The organism is Gimesia fumaroli (assembly GCF_007754425.1).
Lineage (GTDB): Bacteria > Planctomycetota > Planctomycetia > Planctomycetales > Planctomycetaceae > Gimesia > Gimesia fumaroli.
Genome location: NZ_CP037452.1, coordinates 7,096,517 through 7,112,498, shown reverse-complemented (window position 1 = coordinate 7,112,498; position 15,982 = coordinate 7,096,517). Strand labels below are relative to the sequence as shown.

Annotated in this window: 25 protein-coding genes; 24 read left to right on the top strand and 1 reads right to left on the bottom strand. The window is 47.4% G+C overall.

Translation table 11 applies throughout. From position 1 onward, the window contains the following. The first annotated feature begins 17 nt into the window (after window positions 1-17). The 24 genes from rplW to pyrE all read left to right on the top strand — a co-directional run bounded on the left by rplW (window position 18) and on the right by pyrE (window position 13,811). Window positions 18-326, top strand: coding sequence for a 50S ribosomal protein L23 (gene rplW, locus Enr17x_RS26870; protein ID WP_145313139.1), 309 nt, complete (start codon window positions 18-20; stop codon window positions 324-326). 80 nt (window positions 327-406) lie between these two features. After that, the gene (gene rplB, locus Enr17x_RS26865) at window positions 407-1,264 is read left to right on the top strand and encodes a 50S ribosomal protein L2 (RefSeq protein WP_145313137.1); all 858 of its coding nucleotides are present in this window, start codon (window positions 407-409) and stop codon (window positions 1,262-1,264) included. Between the two features lie 61 nt (window positions 1,265-1,325). Further along, window positions 1,326-1,592 (top strand): 30S ribosomal protein S19, encoded by a 267-nt coding sequence (gene rpsS, locus Enr17x_RS26860; RefSeq protein ID WP_145222091.1) that lies wholly within the window; start codon window positions 1,326-1,328, stop codon window positions 1,590-1,592. A gap of 80 nt (window positions 1,593-1,672) precedes the next feature. Continuing rightward, entirely contained in the window at window positions 1,673-2,017 is a 345-nt protein-coding gene (gene rplV / locus Enr17x_RS26855; protein WP_145313135.1) for a 50S ribosomal protein L22, read from the top strand. Between the two features lie 71 nt (window positions 2,018-2,088). Next, a complete protein-coding gene (gene rpsC / locus Enr17x_RS26850; protein WP_145222085.1) occupies window positions 2,089-2,790 on the top strand; it encodes a 30S ribosomal protein S3 in 702 nt (233 codons plus the stop codon). Further along, the gene (gene rplP, locus Enr17x_RS26845) at window positions 2,729-3,148 is read left to right on the top strand and encodes a 50S ribosomal protein L16 (RefSeq protein WP_145222082.1); all 420 of its coding nucleotides are present in this window, start codon (window positions 2,729-2,731) and stop codon (window positions 3,146-3,148) included. Before rpsC ends, rplP begins: the two co-directional genes overlap by 62 nt. Window positions 3,149-3,239: 91 nt before the next feature. Beyond that, the gene (rpmC, locus tag Enr17x_RS26840) at window positions 3,240-3,449 is read left to right on the top strand and encodes a 50S ribosomal protein L29 (RefSeq protein ID WP_145222079.1); all 210 of its coding nucleotides are present in this window, start codon (window positions 3,240-3,242) and stop codon (window positions 3,447-3,449) included. Between the two features lie 23 nt (window positions 3,450-3,472). Beyond that, window positions 3,473-3,718 (top strand): 30S ribosomal protein S17, encoded by a 246-nt coding sequence (gene rpsQ, locus Enr17x_RS26835; RefSeq protein ID WP_145313133.1) that lies wholly within the window; start codon window positions 3,473-3,475, stop codon window positions 3,716-3,718. 95 nt (window positions 3,719-3,813) lie between these two features. Next, entirely contained in the window at window positions 3,814-4,182 is a 369-nt protein-coding gene (gene rplN / locus Enr17x_RS26830; RefSeq protein ID WP_145313131.1) for a 50S ribosomal protein L14, read from the top strand. Window positions 4,183-4,184: 2 nt separating this feature from the next. Continuing rightward, window positions 4,185-4,538, top strand: coding sequence for a 50S ribosomal protein L24 (gene rplX / locus Enr17x_RS26825; protein WP_145313130.1), 354 nt, complete (start codon window positions 4,185-4,187; stop codon window positions 4,536-4,538). Between the two features lie 63 nt (window positions 4,539-4,601). After that, the gene (rplE, locus tag Enr17x_RS26820) at window positions 4,602-5,147 is read left to right on the top strand and encodes a 50S ribosomal protein L5 (protein WP_145313128.1); all 546 of its coding nucleotides are present in this window, start codon (window positions 4,602-4,604) and stop codon (window positions 5,145-5,147) included. An 83-nt stretch (window positions 5,148-5,230) separates the two neighbouring features. Then, the gene (gene rpsH / locus Enr17x_RS26815) at window positions 5,231-5,626 is read left to right on the top strand and encodes a 30S ribosomal protein S8 (RefSeq protein ID WP_145313126.1); all 396 of its coding nucleotides are present in this window, start codon (window positions 5,231-5,233) and stop codon (window positions 5,624-5,626) included. A gap of 66 nt (window positions 5,627-5,692) precedes the next feature. Continuing rightward, complete coding sequence (gene rplF, locus Enr17x_RS26810) at window positions 5,693-6,238, top strand: 50S ribosomal protein L6 (RefSeq protein WP_145313124.1); 546 nt, start codon at window positions 5,693-5,695, stop codon at window positions 6,236-6,238. 79 nt (window positions 6,239-6,317) lie between these two features. Continuing rightward, a complete protein-coding gene (rplR, locus tag Enr17x_RS26805; RefSeq protein ID WP_145313122.1) occupies window positions 6,318-6,683 on the top strand; it encodes a 50S ribosomal protein L18 in 366 nt (121 codons plus the stop codon). 36 nt (window positions 6,684-6,719) lie between these two features. Next, window positions 6,720-7,199, top strand: coding sequence for a 30S ribosomal protein S5 (gene rpsE / locus Enr17x_RS26800; RefSeq protein WP_145313120.1), 480 nt, complete (start codon window positions 6,720-6,722; stop codon window positions 7,197-7,199). Further along, a complete protein-coding gene (rplO, locus tag Enr17x_RS26795) occupies window positions 7,199-7,651 on the top strand; it encodes a 50S ribosomal protein L15 (protein WP_145313118.1) in 453 nt (150 codons plus the stop codon). The genes rpsE and rplO overlap by 1 nt, the downstream gene beginning before the upstream one ends. Window positions 7,652-7,768: 117 nt before the next feature. Further along, on the top strand, window positions 7,769-9,133 hold the full coding sequence (secY, locus tag Enr17x_RS26790; RefSeq protein WP_145313116.1) for a preprotein translocase subunit SecY: 1,365 nt from the start codon (window positions 7,769-7,771) through the stop codon (window positions 9,131-9,133). A gap of 253 nt (window positions 9,134-9,386) precedes the next feature. Beyond that, window positions 9,387-9,503, top strand: a complete 117-nt coding sequence (rpmJ, locus tag Enr17x_RS26785; protein ID WP_144980856.1) for a 50S ribosomal protein L36 — start codon at window positions 9,387-9,389, stop codon at window positions 9,501-9,503. A 62-nt stretch (window positions 9,504-9,565) separates the two neighbouring features. After that, window positions 9,566-9,952 (top strand): 30S ribosomal protein S13, encoded by a 387-nt coding sequence (rpsM, locus tag Enr17x_RS26780; RefSeq protein WP_145313114.1) that lies wholly within the window; start codon window positions 9,566-9,568, stop codon window positions 9,950-9,952. Between the two features lie 153 nt (window positions 9,953-10,105). Next, window positions 10,106-10,486, top strand: coding sequence for a 30S ribosomal protein S11 (rpsK, locus tag Enr17x_RS26775; RefSeq protein ID WP_145222044.1), 381 nt, complete (start codon window positions 10,106-10,108; stop codon window positions 10,484-10,486). 126 nt (window positions 10,487-10,612) lie between these two features. After that, window positions 10,613-11,629, top strand: coding sequence for a DNA-directed RNA polymerase subunit alpha (locus tag Enr17x_RS26770; protein ID WP_198000828.1), 1,017 nt, complete (start codon window positions 10,613-10,615; stop codon window positions 11,627-11,629). 79 nt (window positions 11,630-11,708) lie between these two features. Next, entirely contained in the window at window positions 11,709-12,446 is a 738-nt protein-coding gene (locus tag Enr17x_RS26765) for a bL17 family ribosomal protein (RefSeq protein ID WP_198000827.1), read from the top strand. A 202-nt stretch (window positions 12,447-12,648) separates the two neighbouring features. After that, the gene (locus Enr17x_RS26760) at window positions 12,649-13,242 is read left to right on the top strand and encodes a putative metallopeptidase (protein ID WP_145313112.1); all 594 of its coding nucleotides are present in this window, start codon (window positions 12,649-12,651) and stop codon (window positions 13,240-13,242) included. A gap of 41 nt (window positions 13,243-13,283) precedes the next feature. Further along, window positions 13,284-13,811 (top strand): orotate phosphoribosyltransferase, encoded by a 528-nt coding sequence (gene pyrE, locus Enr17x_RS26755; RefSeq protein ID WP_145313110.1) that lies wholly within the window; start codon window positions 13,284-13,286, stop codon window positions 13,809-13,811. Window positions 13,812-14,562: 751 nt separating this feature from the next. On the opposite strand, the gene Enr17x_RS26750 is transcribed toward pyrE, so the two are convergent. Further along, window positions 14,563-15,966 (bottom strand): hypothetical protein, encoded by a 1,404-nt coding sequence (locus Enr17x_RS26750; RefSeq protein WP_145313108.1) that lies wholly within the window; start codon window positions 15,964-15,966, stop codon window positions 14,563-14,565. Between the last annotated feature and the right edge of the window lie 16 nt (window positions 15,967-15,982).

Below are 15,982 nucleotides of genomic sequence, written 5' to 3'. Positions count from 1 at the left end.
TATTGAGGTTAGTTGTTATGTCGGATGGTTCAAAAAAAGGCGTTCAGCTGGAGCCGTATCAGGTCGTCATCCGGCCATTGGTAACAGAAAAAGGGACTCACTTATCTGAGTCTTATAATGCATACACGTTTGTTGTTGATAAGTCAGCTACAAAAACAGACATTAAAAAAGCTGTATCTGACTTGTGGAATGTGCGAGTGGTTTCTGTTCGGACTCAAAACCGATTGGGTAAGCCACGACGTCATAAATATAAAGTTGGTTATACGAAATCATGGAAAAAGGCAATTGTCGAACTGCATGAGGATGATCGAATTTCATTCTTTTAAGCCTTGTTTTGTGTAAAGACTTACTCGAAACAGACTGATCTCCGGTTTTTGAAGCCAGCAAAAAATTGAGGAATTAAATTATGGGAATCCGATTCTACAAGCCTGTCACACCAGGTCGACGTGGTGCATCGGTGAGCGATTTTGCGGCGATTACAGATCGTAAGAAAGCTCCTGAGAAATCCCTGCTGAAACGGTATAAGAAAAAAGGCGGACGGAATAACCAGGGTGTGATTACCTCACGGCATCGTGGTGGTGGACACAAGCGGATGTACCGTTTGATCGATTTTCGGCGTAACAAAGATGGTGTTCCAGCAAAGGTGAATGGCATTGAGTACGATCCCAACCGATCAGCTCGAATTGCACTTTTGCATTATGTTGATGGTGAAAAGCGATATATCCTGGCTCCGGAAGGTTTGACTGCCGGGGATACTGTGGTGAGTGGAGACAAGGTAGAGCCAAATGTAGGTAACTGCATGCCTTTGTCGAGCATTCCACTGGGGTCAATGATTCATAATATTGAAATGCAGCCTGGTCGAGGTGGTCAGCTGTGTCGAAGTGCCGGTACTTCTGCTGTGCTGAATGCACGGGAAGAAAACTGGGCTCAGGTTACTCTACCTTCTGGTGAGGTCAGACGTATTCCAAGCTCCTGCCGGGCAACGATTGGTGAAATTGGAAATTCAGAACATACAAAGGTTGTGCTGGGTAAAGCAGGCCGTAAACGATGGATGGGGCGTCGTCCTCATGTTCGTGGAACCTGTATGAACCCGGTTGCTCACCCGATGGGTGGTGGTGAAGGTCGAAACTCAGGTGGCCGTCATCCCTGTAGCCCGACAGGTAAGCTTGCCAAAGGCGGAAAGACACGCAAGAGGAAAAAGGCTTCATCGAAGGCAATCATCCGACGTCGTAAGTCACGTCGGTATGGTCAGCTGAAGCTCTGATTTTTGTAGTTTGAATTTAAAAAGAATACGTATCTGTTTTCGATAATTGAGGACAAGTTTTATGGGTCGCTCTCTGAAAAAAGGGCCTTATGTTGATGTGAAGCTTCTTAAGAAGATTGAGAAGTTGAACGAGTCGGGTAAAAAAGCACCGATCAAAACATGGGCTCGGGCTTCAACAATTGCTCCGGAATTTGTAGGTCATACATTTCTGGTGCATAACGGGCGCGCTCACTTAAGCGTGTATGTCACGGAAGAAATGGTCGGCCATAAGCTGGGCGAGTTTTCTCTGACACGCACCTTCCGCGGTCATACGATGAAGAAGAAATAAACGTTTGTGTTTGTTGTTATTTCGGTCGAGACGGCCGATAACCGATAAGAATTATGCAATAGTGAAGTGGAGTAATTGTCATGGGGCAAGTTCGAGCAATGCATCGATTTGCACGAATTTCAGCAACTAAGGTTCGTCCTTTTGCAGACCTGGTTCGTGGTATGACAGCTTCTGAAGGTTTGGACTCGTTGAAGTACATTCCAAACCGTGGGGCTCGTTTCCTCGAGAAGGTAATCAAGAGTGCGATGGCCAATGCTGAAGACAAAGGTGCTCGGAATGTAGAAGGTTTGAAAATCACAGAAGCACGCGTTGATGGCGGGCCGATGTTCAAACGCATTCAACCCCGTGCACGAGGAATGGCGTATACGATTCGTCGTCGGATGTCGCATATCCATGTTTCTATTGACGCTCCTGAGCTGCCTTAGAACTGCTTACAGTCACTATTGTCAAATTTAGTAAATACTCAACCAGAAATACTTAAAGGATAACCTGTATCATGGGGCAAAAAGTTCGACCAACCGGATTTCGAGTCGGCGTGGTAGAAGACTGGAGAAGTCGCTGGTATGCCTCCAAGAAAGATTTTGGGGCATTGCTGGTTGAGGATCAGAAAGTACGGAAATTCATCCAGACCAAATACAAATTTGCCGGCATTCCGAAAGTCGAAATCGAAAGAACTCGCGATCAGGTTGTCGTACATTTATTCACAGCGCGTCCCGGGATCATCATTGGTCGTAAAGGACAGGAAGTGGATCGGCTCAAAGCAGAGCTGGAAGACCTGACCGGTCGTCGGATGGAATTGAAAATTATCGAAGTTGATAATGCACTGCAAAGTGCAGCATTGGTTGCAGAAGATATCGCGCAACAGTTGTCAAAGCGTGGTAGCTTCCGAAGAACAATTAAACGTGCCCTGGACCAGGTAATGGAAACGGGCGTTCATGGAATTAAAATCGAACTTTCCGGTCGATTGGGTGGAGCAGAAATGTCACGGCGTGAAAAAGCAAGCCGTGGTTCCATTCCACTCTCGACTTTGCAACGACATGTTGACTACGGATTTCGTGAGGCACACACCACCTTCGGAGTCATCGGAGTGAAAGTTTGGATTGACCTTGGTGATTATTCAGATGAGGAGAATCGCGATGGCTCTAATGCCAAAGCGGGTCAAGCACCGCAAAAGCCAAAGAGGACGCATAAAAGGTAATGCGACACGTGGTAACACTGTTGCCTTTGGTGAATGGGGCTTACAATCTCTGGACCCTGGGCACATAACAGCACAAACCATTGAAGCATGCCGAATTGCAGCGACACAATACGTTCGAGGTGAAGGTAAACTTTATATCCGCATCTTTCCCCAGAAGTCGGTTACTTCCCGTCCTCTGGAAACCCGTATGGGTAAGGGGAAAGGGGAGCCGGATCACTGGGTCGCCGTGATTAAGCCTGGAACCGTTTTGTTTGAGCTGTCGGGAGTTTCACACGAAGCTGCAAAACGTTGTTTTGCACGTGTGGCACATAAGTTACCGGTTAATGTGAGATTAGTCGAACGTCGACCTTCTATTTAGTCTGGTCGACTGCGAGTATTGAATATTTTAAAACACTTCGGTCTGCTCTGTATTTAGCAGACAGACTGAAAAACATCATTGGGTTTTACTGATGACCAAAGCCAGCGAATTACGTGAGATGAATGATGAGCAATTATCATTTGCTCTCCAGGAAACACAAAAAGAGTTGTTTCAGTTGCGGTTTCAAGCAGCAACCGAACGACTCGATGCACCGAGTAGCATTAAGCGGCTAAGGCGTGAGATTGCACGGGTTCAGACAATTCGTCGTGAACGTGAATTAAGTCAGCAAAAAGATGCTTAATACAGGCTCGTTGAGGTAAGAAAATGCGAAAAAAACTGACCGGTACCGTGGCTAGTTCCAAGATGGATAAGACATTACGGGTAGAAATTCAAAGAAGATACCGTCACCCGATGTATGGTAAGACGGTACGCGGACGTACTGTTTGTCACGTTCACGATGAGAATAATGAAGCAGAAGAAGGGGATACCGTCGAGATTATCGAAGGTCGTCCTCGTTCTAAAACAAAGCGTTGGGATTTAATCCGAGTTGTAGAGAAGAAGAAAGACTAGAGTCTTTCGAAAGTGAACTTCAAATTCGGTTACTTTTATGTAGTACAGAGATAAGGTTTACCTCATCTTTGGGTTGATAAGGAACAGGCAAAGCCATGATTCAGATGCAAACCGATCTGGATGTATGTGATAACTCGGGTGCTAAAATCGCGCGCTGCATTAAAGTGCTGGGCGGTACAGGGCGTCGTACAGCAGAAGTCGGCGACGTGATTGTTGTAAGTATTCAGAAAACATTGGCCGGTAGCAATATCAAAAAAGGTCAGGTTTTACGTGGCGTGATTGTTCGAACCAAGTATCCTTGTCGTCGCGACGATGGAAGCTATGTGAAGTTTGACCGGAACGCGATGGTGTTACTGGATGGCGAGGGGAATCCTCGGGGAACACGTATTTTTGGTGCTGTCGCCCGAGAGCTTCGCGAACGCAAATATATGAAAATTATTAGCCTGGCAAACGAGGTAGTCTGAGAATGAAGATACGACGTGGCGATTCAGTGATTGTGATCACCGGGGCAGATGCAGGCGATACTCCCAGGCGTGTGTTGAAGGTGGTTGATGGCGGTAATAAAATCACCGTTGAAAATGTGAACCGTGTATTTAAGCACGTGAAGCGCGGGCATCCCAAAAGTCCTCAAGGGGGACGACTGGAAATGGAAATGCCGATCGATATTTCCAACGTAAAATTTTATTGCGAAGCATGCAGCTCGGCGACTCGAATTGGTTATCGCTATGCTGACGATGGAAGTAAAGAACGGTTCTGCAAGTCTTGCAGTGCCGCTGTGGGAACCATCAGTCCTGCGAAAGCAAAATATCAGAAACAGTAATCAGATTTTGTAGTTTTCAGTAAGGAAGATTGTCCCGAACTTCGGCCAATCTGAAACAGAACAATGGCTATACCAACATTATTAAAACAATATCGAGAAGAGATTGTTCCCGCCCTGAAAGAGAAATTAGGACGAGCCAATATTCACTCGCTGCCACAAATTGAAAAAGTTGTGATCAGCATGGGGATTGGCTCTGCAAGTCAGGATCGCAAACGACTCGTTGAAGTCGCCGATCATATGACTCTGTTGGCCGGGCAAAAGGCTCAGATTACTCGTGCACGTAAATCAGTTGCTGGTTTCAAACTGCGTGAAGGTCAGGAAATTGGTTGTCGAGTGACTCTGAGAGGAACTCGGATGTATGAATTTCTGGAACGCTTGATCTCACTGGCATTACCTCGTGTACGTGACTTTCGTGGTGTGAATCCGAAAGCATTTGACGGTGCTGGAAATTATAGTCTGGGTCTGAATGAACAGATGGTTTTCCTGGAAATTGATCCGGATTCCGTGCATTATACCCAGGGGATGAATATCACCATTGTAACCAGTGCTGGCAACAACGAAGAAGGTTTTCTGTTGTTGAAAGAATTCGGCATGCCGTTTCGCAAGTAGTCGGTTTTGATTTGACACTGAGTTATATAAAATACCAACCATAAAGTAGATTGTCGGAGAATAACAGTGAGGGTAGCCAGCTAATGATGACAGACCCTATTGCAGACATGCTGACACGAATTCGTAATGCACTGCAGATTGAACGGCCATATGTAGATATCCCTGCATCCAAAATTAAAGTAGCGATTGCAGCTGCTTTACAACGTGAGGGGTACATTTGGGATTATGAAGTCCTCGAAGACAGCCCGCAAGATGTCTTGCGAGTGAACTTGAAGTACGGTCCCAATGGCGAACGTGTGATTCAGCGAATCGTGCGTGAAAGTAAGCCAGGACGTCGTACTTATCAGGATTTACGTTCAATGCCAGAAGTTTTGCAGGGGTTGGGAGTCAGCATTCTCTCCACCAGCAAAGGCGTGCTCAGCAATCGTGAAGCAAAAAATGAAGGTGTCGGCGGCGAGTTACTCTGTACAATCTGGTAATTCAAAAAGTGTATACAGGCTGGCTTAATACAAGCCATGCATTTAATTTAACTGGAATTTGAACTTATGTCTCGAATCGGTAAAAAACCAATTCCTGTTCCCAGCGGAGTGGAAGTGAAGGTTGATGGTGGCTCCATTTCCGTCAAAGGGAAACATGGTGAGTTGTCGTTTACATACCATCCTTCCATGAAGGTCGAATTAGATTCAGAAGCTAATATCGTTAATGTCATTCGTCCTGACGAAGAACGCCAAAGCCGTGCTCTGCATGGTTTAACTCGTGCATTGATTGCGAATATGGTTCAGGGCGTTGAAACTCCTTTTGTGAAAAAACTGGAGATTCAAGGCGTTGGTTATCAAGCGACTTTGAATGGTCAGAAGCTGAGTCTCCAGGTGGGATTTGCTAATACGATCGTTCTGGAAGTTCCTAAAGGGGTTACCTGCGAACTTCCCAACAGTACAAGCATTGTTGTGACCTCGGCAGACAAACATGCCGTTGGTCAGTTTGCTGCGAATATTCGCAGCGTACGTCCTCCTGAGCCTTATAAAGGTAAGGGAATTCGTTATGAAGGTGAATACGTCCGGCGTAAAGCTGGTAAAGCCTTTGCTAGCTAATGGCTTTCAACTGCCTGTTTAAGCAGTCTGTTAGCGGTCTGGCCTTGTGGCTGAACTGTTTTTAGAAAATGACGGTAAAATGAAATTAGAAAAAACCCTGAAAAAACAGAAGAAACGACGTTCGTTCCGTATTCGCAACACGGTTCGCAGAACTGGTCGTTATCGACTCTCTGTTTATCGAAGCAACAATCATATTTATGCTCAGTTGATCGATGATACGGCAGGTGCCACATTGGTTTCCGCCAGCACTCAGGATAAGAGTATTGCTGGTGAAATCAAAAATGGTGGAAACATTGCTGCTGCCGAAAAAGTGGGAAAATTGATTGGCGAACGGGCCGTCGAAAAGGGGATTAAAGAGGTCGCCTTTGATCGTGGGCCTTATCGTTATCATGGGCGAGTTGCTGCCCTGGCTGATTCTGCCCGACAAGCGGGATTAGATTTTTAATAGAGACAACACTCAATACGGGTTGGAGAAGATACCGTGTCAAAAGAAGGTACAAAGCAAACGCCAGAAACAGTCATTCAAATTCGCCGCTGTGCCTGTGTGGTTAAAGGGGGCCGTCGGTTCAGCTTTACAGCACTGGTTGTGGTTGGTGATAAAGAAGGTCGTGTTGGCTGGGGATATGGAAAAGCCATCGAAGTACCTTTGGCAGTGGATAAAGCCGTGAAGCAGGCGAACCGCAGCATGGTTCAGGTGCCGATCGTGGAACACACCGTCCCGCATGAAGTCGTGGGACGATATGGATCTGCTCGCGTATTGCTCTTACCAGCTCGTCCTGGTACCGGTATTATTGCCGGAGCTGGTGTGCGTGCCGTTGTAGAAGCTGCCGGCATTACAGATATTTATACAAAAAGTCGTGGTTCCAATAATCCGATCAATGTCGTGAAAGCGACCATTGATGGACTCTCAAAACTGCGAACCCGGGAAGATGTTGCACGTTTGAGAGGAGTAGAAGTCTAATGATTATTGATGATGTACATCGCGGAATTAAAAAGAATAAAAAACGGAAGCGAGTTGGGCGTGGACCTGGTTCAGGACATGGCAAAACTTCGACCCGTGGTCATAATGGATATGGAAGCCGTTCTGGTTCATCACGTCGTACCAGCTTTGAAGGGGGACAAACCCCGTTAGCGCTGCGTGTTGCCAAGCGAGGATTCAACAACAAGCAGTTCGCCAAGAAAGTGGCTGTTGTGAATGTTTCGGCTTTAGAACAGGCATTTGAAAGTGGTACTGAAATTACACCCGAAATTCTGGCTGCCAAAGGTCTGGCGAAAGGACGTTTCGATCAGGTGAAAATTTTAGGTAACGGCGATCTCAGCAAAAAGTTTTCAGTGGCCGCTCATTTGTTTTCCCAGTCAGCTGAAGAAAAAATTCAAGCTGCCGGGGGCGCTGTCAGTCGAATTATGTCATAAGTGGATTCATTCAAGGACTTGATTTCAGCAGTTAAAATATAGTTTATTTTGTTCAACGGGTCTGAAGTAGATCAAACAAACGCTTCTGCTGAATTATGACACAAAGGATCGCGACCCATGCTCCCTAAATTATTAGTTCTGTTCAAAATTCCCGAGCTTCGTAATAAAATCCTGCTGACACTGGGATTGCTCGCCGTTTATCGCATGGGATTCTGGATTGCCCTGCCTTTTGTGGATCAGGCGCAACTCGCCGAAACACTAAAAGACTTACAAAATCAGCAAGGCGGACTCGGACAGATGATACAGGTCATCTCTCTGTTCTCTGCTTCAAATATTGGCCAGAGCACGATCTTTGGCTTGGGCATTATGCCTTATATCTCGGCTTCCATTATCTTCCAGCTCATGGGGACGGTCTATCCTCCTCTGGAACGCCTTCAGAAAGAAGGCGAAGCAGGCCGGAAGAAAATTAATGAGTATACACGGTATGCAACAGTCATTATCTGTCTGGTGCAAAGTTACTTCTGGATTCGAACACTGACGGGGGGCTTTGGCTCTGGAACCAGTCTGATTCTGGATGGCTATCAAGGCTTCTACTATCAGATGGTAGCTACGATTACCATGACCACCGGTACCGTCTTTTTGATGTGGATCGGTGAGCAGATCGACGCCTACGGAATTGGGAACGGGATCAGTTTATTGATTATGGCCGGAATTCTGGCTCGGATGCCTCAAGCGGGCTGGAGTCTGATCGAACCTGCCTTCGAGAAGGGAATTGCCTTAGGGACAGATACCGGGATTGACCGGCTTTTGATTCTTGCTCTGGTGTTTGTCTTCGTGGTGGTCTGGGTGATTGCGATCACACAAGGACAACGGCGGATTCCAATTCAAAGTGCCAAGCATGTTCGTGGTCGACGGGTTTCCGGCGGTCAACGTCAGTCACTTCCGCTACGAGTCAATCAGGCAGGCGTGATGCCGATCATCTTTGCCTCCAGCCTGTTGATGTTCCCTTATTTCCTGTTTCATGCCATCAGCGAATATTGGCCCACGATTACTTTCTGGGCAATGCTGGATGAAGCCTTTCAACCAATGAGCCGTGGCTTTGTTTACACAATGTCTTATGTGGTATTGATTTACTTCTTCTGTTACTTCTGGACGGCGATTACATTTAACCCGAAAGATATGGCAGAAAATCTGAAAGACTACGGTTCTTTTATCCCCGGTTATCGACCAGGGGCTAGAACTGCCGCTTATCTCGAACAGGTAATGGTACGAATTACCTATGTAGGGGCAGCGTTTCTGTCACTGGTAGCGATTATTCCGACTATGGTTTCGACCTGGTTGGGTGTCGACTTCCTGGTGGCGAGTTTTTACGGTGGAACCGGATTACTGATTGTGGTTTCTGTGGTGCTCGATCTGGTCAATAAAATTGACAGCCATCTGGTGATGCGGAACTATTCAGGACTACTTGAGAGCGATCTGTAAAGAATAAACGGGCCAGTCATCGCGAAATTCACCAAAAAAGGGGTGTTTCGCTTGTCGATTCAGGCATGCGACGTTTATAATTTCCTGATTCGCTCCGCTTCGGAAATTGTACAGGTTTGATACGAAGCCGGAGTTTGCTCATTTAATGGGCGTAATTATTTAAATTTACACGAGTTACACGGAGAGAGCAGTTCAGAATTGCTTTTGTGTTCTCGAAAATCATGAACCAAACTAATAGAGAAATCGTAGTACGATGAAAGTCCGAGCTAGTGTTAAGCGGATTTGTGAAAGCTGTAAAGTCATCAGACGAAAAGGTCGCGTGTACGTGATCTGCTCTTCCAACCCACGTCATAAGCAGCGACAAGGGTAATCGTCTCGCATTACGTCTTTTTGATTTGACCTCAGTTTTTACATCCAGCGGAGTGAAATAAAATGCCTCGTATTCTCGGTGTTGATATTCCGAATGATAAGCCTGTTTATGTTTCCCTGACCTACTTGTATGGAATCGGAAACGTGACGGCACTTGATATTTGCCATAAACTAGAAATCAATCCTCAGCTCAAAGCAAAAGACTTGACCGATGATGAGTTAAGTCGGATTGTGAATCTGCTGGATACGGAATATTCAGTCGAAGGGCAATTGCGTCGATCCACTCAACAGGATATCGCCCGTTTGCGAGATATTCAGTCCTATCGTGGCATTCGCCATCGTCGGGGTCTGCCTGTTCGTGGACAGAACACGCAAACCAATGCCCGTACTCGCAAGGGTGGCAAGAAAACTGTTGCTGGTAAAAAAGGTGTTAAAGACGCACGACACTAGACCAGAACATTTCGAATGTTCCGGACCTGGTTACGAGCTGATCAGAGAAATAAAAATAATGTCGCTGTAAGTTACTGCGACGTGAATCAACATCCCAAAATAATGTGTTTCAGTTTCTGAATCCATGCTGACAGAAACATCAGGAGTTGCAGAGTGGCTAAAGTCAAACGAAAAAAAGTGAAACGTCACATCACGAAAGCGATTGCTTACATCAAAGCAACGTTTAACAACACCACTGTCACAATTACCGACCTCAACGGCGATGTGCTTTGCTGGGCCACTGCTGGAACATCCGGTTTCAAAGGCAGCCGCAAGAGCACACCGTTTGCCGCTCAGAGAGCAGCAGAAATCTGTGCAGAAAAAGCATCGAAGTTTGGTGTGAAAGAGATGGAGATTCGCGTCAAAGGTCCTGGCTCCGGTCGCGAAAGTGCGATCACCGGTCTGCAGACAGCGGGTATTGCCATCCGGGCAATTGAAGATATCACACCGCTGCCTCACAATGGCTGCCGCCCACCGAAAAAACGAAGAGTCTGAATCGTTACTTTACAGACGATATAAAACATATTTTGCGTAAGCAAAACAGGTTGGATTACAATAAATCACTAGAACGAAGATTGCAAAATCAGGTTCTAATTGCTGTGTTCTTTGGAGATTATTTCAATGCGAATCCGTTGGCGAGGACTGGAATTACCAAGCCGTGTCATCCCTGACCGGGACACAATGACATCTACTTATGGTATGTTTGTAGCCGAACCATTCGAGCGTGGATTCGGTGCAACAATTGCCAACAGTTTACGTCGTATTCTGCTTTCCAGTCTGGAAGGCAGTTCTGTGACTCGTGTCAAAATTCAAGGCGTCCAGCACGAATTCACTACGATTCCCGGTGTGGTTGAAGACATTACTGAGATCTGTCTGAACCTGAAATCCCTGATCGTCAAGAACTCCAGCTCGACCTCCAAAACGCTGCGAATCGAAAAGCATGAGCGTGGCGTAGTGACCGGCGCTGATGTCATTACCGATGACCAGGTTGAAATCATCAACAAAGATCTGGTGATTGCCACCATGACTGATGACGTTCCACTCAACATGGAACTGACTATTGAAAACGGCCGTGGTTACTCTCCTGCTTCAGAGCATTCACAGCATGAAGTCGAAGTCGGCGTCATTCCACTCGACGCGACATTCTCTCCCGTCGTTCGTGTACGATACCGGATTGAAGATACCCGCGTCGGTCAACGTACCAACTACGATAAACTGATCCTGGAAATCTGGACCAACGGAACTGTCAAACCAGACATGGCTCTGGTAGAAGCCTCCAAGATTCTCCGGAAACACCTCAACCCGTTTATTACATACCGCGAGCCAGGTCCGGAAATGCCGCCCGAAGGTGGTCTCAAAGGAATGCTTGATACAACCGGTTACGCTCCCATCGATCTGGAGCTGGAAGAAAAACTCAACCAGAGTCTGGCTGAGCTGAATCTTTCCGTGCGTGCAACCAACTGCCTCGAATCAGAAGGAATCAATACGGTTCGCGATCTGGTTGGCAAGTCGGAAGATCACTTGTTACACGTTCGTAACTTCGGGGAAACAACACTGGTTGAAGTCCGTGAAAGACTGAGTCAAATCGGTCTGCGTCTGGGGATGAAAATCCCGAACTCTTCATCACAATCGCGTTAATCCTGATTGATTTCGCGTTACCAGAATATAAACAACGAGTCATTTACTCTTAGCAATCAGAAGAATTCAGAGTTAAGACATGCGACACCGAATGAGAGGCCGAAAACTCGGCCGCAATGCATCACACCGTAAGGCTATGTTCCGCAATATGGCGGTAAGCCTCATTAAGACCGTGCGAATTGATGAGGAAGCAGAAAATGCTCCTAAAGTCTCAGGACGGATTACAACCACCGTTCAAAAGGCGAAGGAACTGCGTCCGTTCATCGAAAAGCTGATCACACTGGCCAAGAAAGCGCAGCCGCATATTGAAAATGCAGCTCAGTTCGCGACCTCGGCTGACAAGAATTCAAGCGAGTGGAAGACCTGGCGTGAATCGGATCAGTGGATTCAGTGGAACCAGGCCATGGCGCCCGCGTTGAACTATCGTCGCCGTGCTTTCGCTGATCTGCGTGATAACGAAGCCGTCGATATCCTGTTCGATGAAATCGCAGAACGATTCGCAGAACGGACCGGCGGATACACTCGCATCGTCCGTCTCGCTACCGTGCGTCTCGGCGATGCCGGAGTGCAGGCCATCATCGAATTCGTCGGCGAACGTGATCGTGTTAAACCAACCAAACGATCTGCTTCGCTCGATACCAGCTCGGAAGCTGCCACCGAAGAACCCGAAGCTGCCACCGAAGAACCCGAAGCTGCCACCGAAGAACCCGAAGCCGCGACGGAAGAAGAAGCTCCTGCCGATGAATCAGCAGAAACCGCTGCTGAAGAGTCTGCCGAAGCAACCGATACCGAAGAAGACAAAGAGAAAGAGGCGTAAGCCGGGTCGAAAAATTCGACTTTCCTGATTTTAGGATTCTCGCTAACATGCTGAAGCTAAGAGTATTTCAATCATGCTCTTAGCTTTTTTTACGTCCGGAGAAACGATGATCAGCAATGCCCGGCTCAATCCGGACGGCAGGCAGACTGCGACTCGAACTCGAGTCGTTGTAACGTTGTAGCGGAAAGGATTCTGGCGCAGCATGTCTTCAAAGCAACCTTTTAATTTCAGTCATGCGATGTACGATCTGTGTGTCGATATCTCCCGGCGGCTCCCGGAATTTCATCACGTGGATATGGATCGTATCGCGGTCGCTTTCGCACAGGCCCGCCGCAATGTGCCTTATGGCATGCAGGCCAAACTCACGCCGCTTCGATTCGAAAATGGCGATCTCCAGACAACCCGGTACGGCCGCAAGTGGACCGTGCAACGCATCTATCAGGATCAGCAGGAGATGTTGTATATCCTGACATTTTACTTGCCCCGTTTTCTGAATCATTCGCTGGAAGAAAAACTGATCACCGTCGTCCACGAACTGTATCACATCAGCCCGGCGTTCGACGGCGACATCCGCCGCCTGGAAGGCCACTACCACGTACACTCACACAGCCAGAAAGAATACGACGCCCACATGGCCGTCCTGGTGAAACAATATTTAAAACTGAATCCGCCGCCGGCGTTGTACGCGTTTCTGAAATGCCGGTTCTCCACGCTGCAGAAAAAGCATGGCGGCGTTGTCGGCCTGCAGATTCCAATTCCCAAACTGATCCCCGTCGACGAATCGCGATCCGCGTAACGATTCTCGGCGTCACTGCTGACTTCAGGAAGAGGCCGCGCATGTCGAATCGATCGCCGCTCGCAAAACAAATCAAAGACTGTGCGCAACTTTCGGGAACATTCACACTCCGTTCCGGCGCGACCTCAGACACATACTTCGACAAATATCTGTTTGAATCCGATCCGGTGTTGTTGAAGCAGATTGCCGAACAAATGGCCGACCTGCTCCCGCCCGAAACCGAAGTGCTCGCCGGACTGGAGATGGGCGGAATACCAGTCGTCTCCGTCTTGAGCCAGGTGACCGGCTTGCCCGCCGCCTTCATCCGCAAAGAAGCCAAAACATACGGCACCTGCAAATACGCAGAAGGCATCGACCTGACCGACAGAAAAGTCGTGCTGGTGGAAGATGTCGTTTCGTCGGGCGGTGCGATTCTGGACGCTTTAGCAAAACTCCGCTCCTCTGGCATCGAGCCGGTTTGCGCTGTCTGTGTGATCGACCGCCAGACAGGGGGAGCCGAAGCGCTCCAGGGTGAAAACCTGGAACTGCGGTCGGTGCTGACAATGCAGGACATCGCAGACGTCACATAGGCACCGGGATGATTCATGCGAATTCCCGGTTGAACGAATCGCATGGATGCGTCATGGTTTGTCGCATCTCGGTCCTGTAAACAGCCGGCTCGATTTTTGGGAGTTCTCAAAAAAAAACCTGTTTTGTAGTGTTTGAACGCTGCTTGACAGTGCCGCGCCGATCCCGAACATGCGGAGATAGCGTCGCGCGCGCGAGCAAACAGGATTTGCACCGCTGAACACGCCGCACCCTGAAGAAATCCGCACCATAAAAGTCCCTGTGTAGAGCCACATTTCCCCAAATTCAGTCCCACTACTTCCCAATGCACCCCATCGCATCGATCGCCTTCAGAAGACATGAGCGACACATCCCGGGAGATCACACTGTGATCATGGGACTTCATAAGTGGCTCCTTTCCCGATTCCCACTTGTCCGCGTCGCGCCCGTCCCCAGGATACAACATCACTACAGTCAGCCCCACAACCCACCAGACAAAAACAGAAACCGCATCCATGACAAAAACTCATCCTGCAAAAAACAACGCTATCCCCAAAGAGATCCAGAACAGGCCCGGCTTAAAAAGCAGCCACTCCCGGAAACGAATAAAATCTTCCTCTGAGAAACCGGTGAAGGATCATACTCGCGTGTCACGAAGTAGGGGAGATACACATTGCGAACCGGTGGGGGATGAGTCTGCACCTACAAAATATGAAGAAAAACTAGATCTTTTTCCGAGGTGAGTAGGCTGTTTCTCTGAAATCGCTTACCGAACTAGCTGGTTAGTCTTTCCCGCAGTTCAGTTTCAATGGATTTAACCAATGACTTCCTCAACAACCCATAGTCATATTTTTTTCCTAGTTGCTTACCCACTTCGTCAACAGCTAGCCCAGTACTAGTACCAATTCCAGCGCCAACCATCCCTATCCAAACTTGACGCCATTGGTCACCACCATCTGGGTTCACAATTAAATCTAAGGTAGTCGAAGTAGCTGCTCCTAACGCAGCACCCGCTATCGGTAGAGTCATACTACGGAAAATTCCACCTTCGGAATCAACTGATTTCTCACCAATTTCCTGGGCCAGGAAGTCCAAGGCAGCGTGTAATTTTGATGAGTCAACCCCCTTGCTCTTCTCGAATTCTTCAATTCCATCGCGTATTTTTGATCTAACTTCAGCTTTGACTGCCGTGTAGTCTGATGCATCAATACCACCAAGACCGGAAACAATACTTGCATGCATGTTGATCGGATGTCTTCTTTCATCATTCGATTCGATTCGATCAAGTTCATCGTTTGACAATGCGATGTCATTCTCAAAGAGTTTTGCTGTGAATTCGGGTGATGCGACATTCGATTTTGCGATCGCAAAGAATGTATAATACTGAAATAGTCTATGAACTTCTCGTATCTCTTCTTGCTCCGAATCTTCATGTACTTCGATTTGATCTAACAGGAATTTGAATGGTGCATCTCGTCTTCCGTTATTACGCTTCAGAAGATCGAGCGCTCTGCGAAAGATTTCAGTCCCAAATTCAGTGAGGGAGAACTCAGGGATTCTCCTGCTCGACTCAAACTTCCTCAAAAAAGTACGGAGCAACGGCTCAGCAGAAGCTGCATTACCCCTCCATGGGCTCAGGGTTACTTTTCGTTCTCTGATTGCCCAATCCCACCGTTCCCATAATTCGACCAATCTATCTCTTTCTGGTTGTGGAATCCCAATGTTTTTCACAACATCTCTCGCATCTCGGAGACTTTGAATATTCAGCTTTCTTTTTTCACTAAGTGCTTGAGCCACATGGCGGTGTATCGACTCTCCTAGAGCAAGGAATCCACCAGGTCTCCCATTACCGCTTTCATCCTGAATCCATGAACGTAGCACCTTTGGAACAATTTTATCTAATTCTGTTTTAGCGATATCGGGACGACAAAAAATCTCAAAGTCGATTCCATTCAACTCATGCGGTGGGAAAAGCGTGAAAAGTCGACCGTCAATCGTATCTGAAATCGACCATACAATTCGTGATTCAGTTCCCAATGAAATATTCGTCAAAAGATCGTCTAGCCTAAGCCGTGCAAGAACAGATCTACGCATATTATTTTCATCGCCATTAGTTGATTGCTCGAGGTTCTCATAAATTCCGGGTTGTCTCACGTTATCAAAGATCGAGGCTGACATTCTCATAGCTCAATTT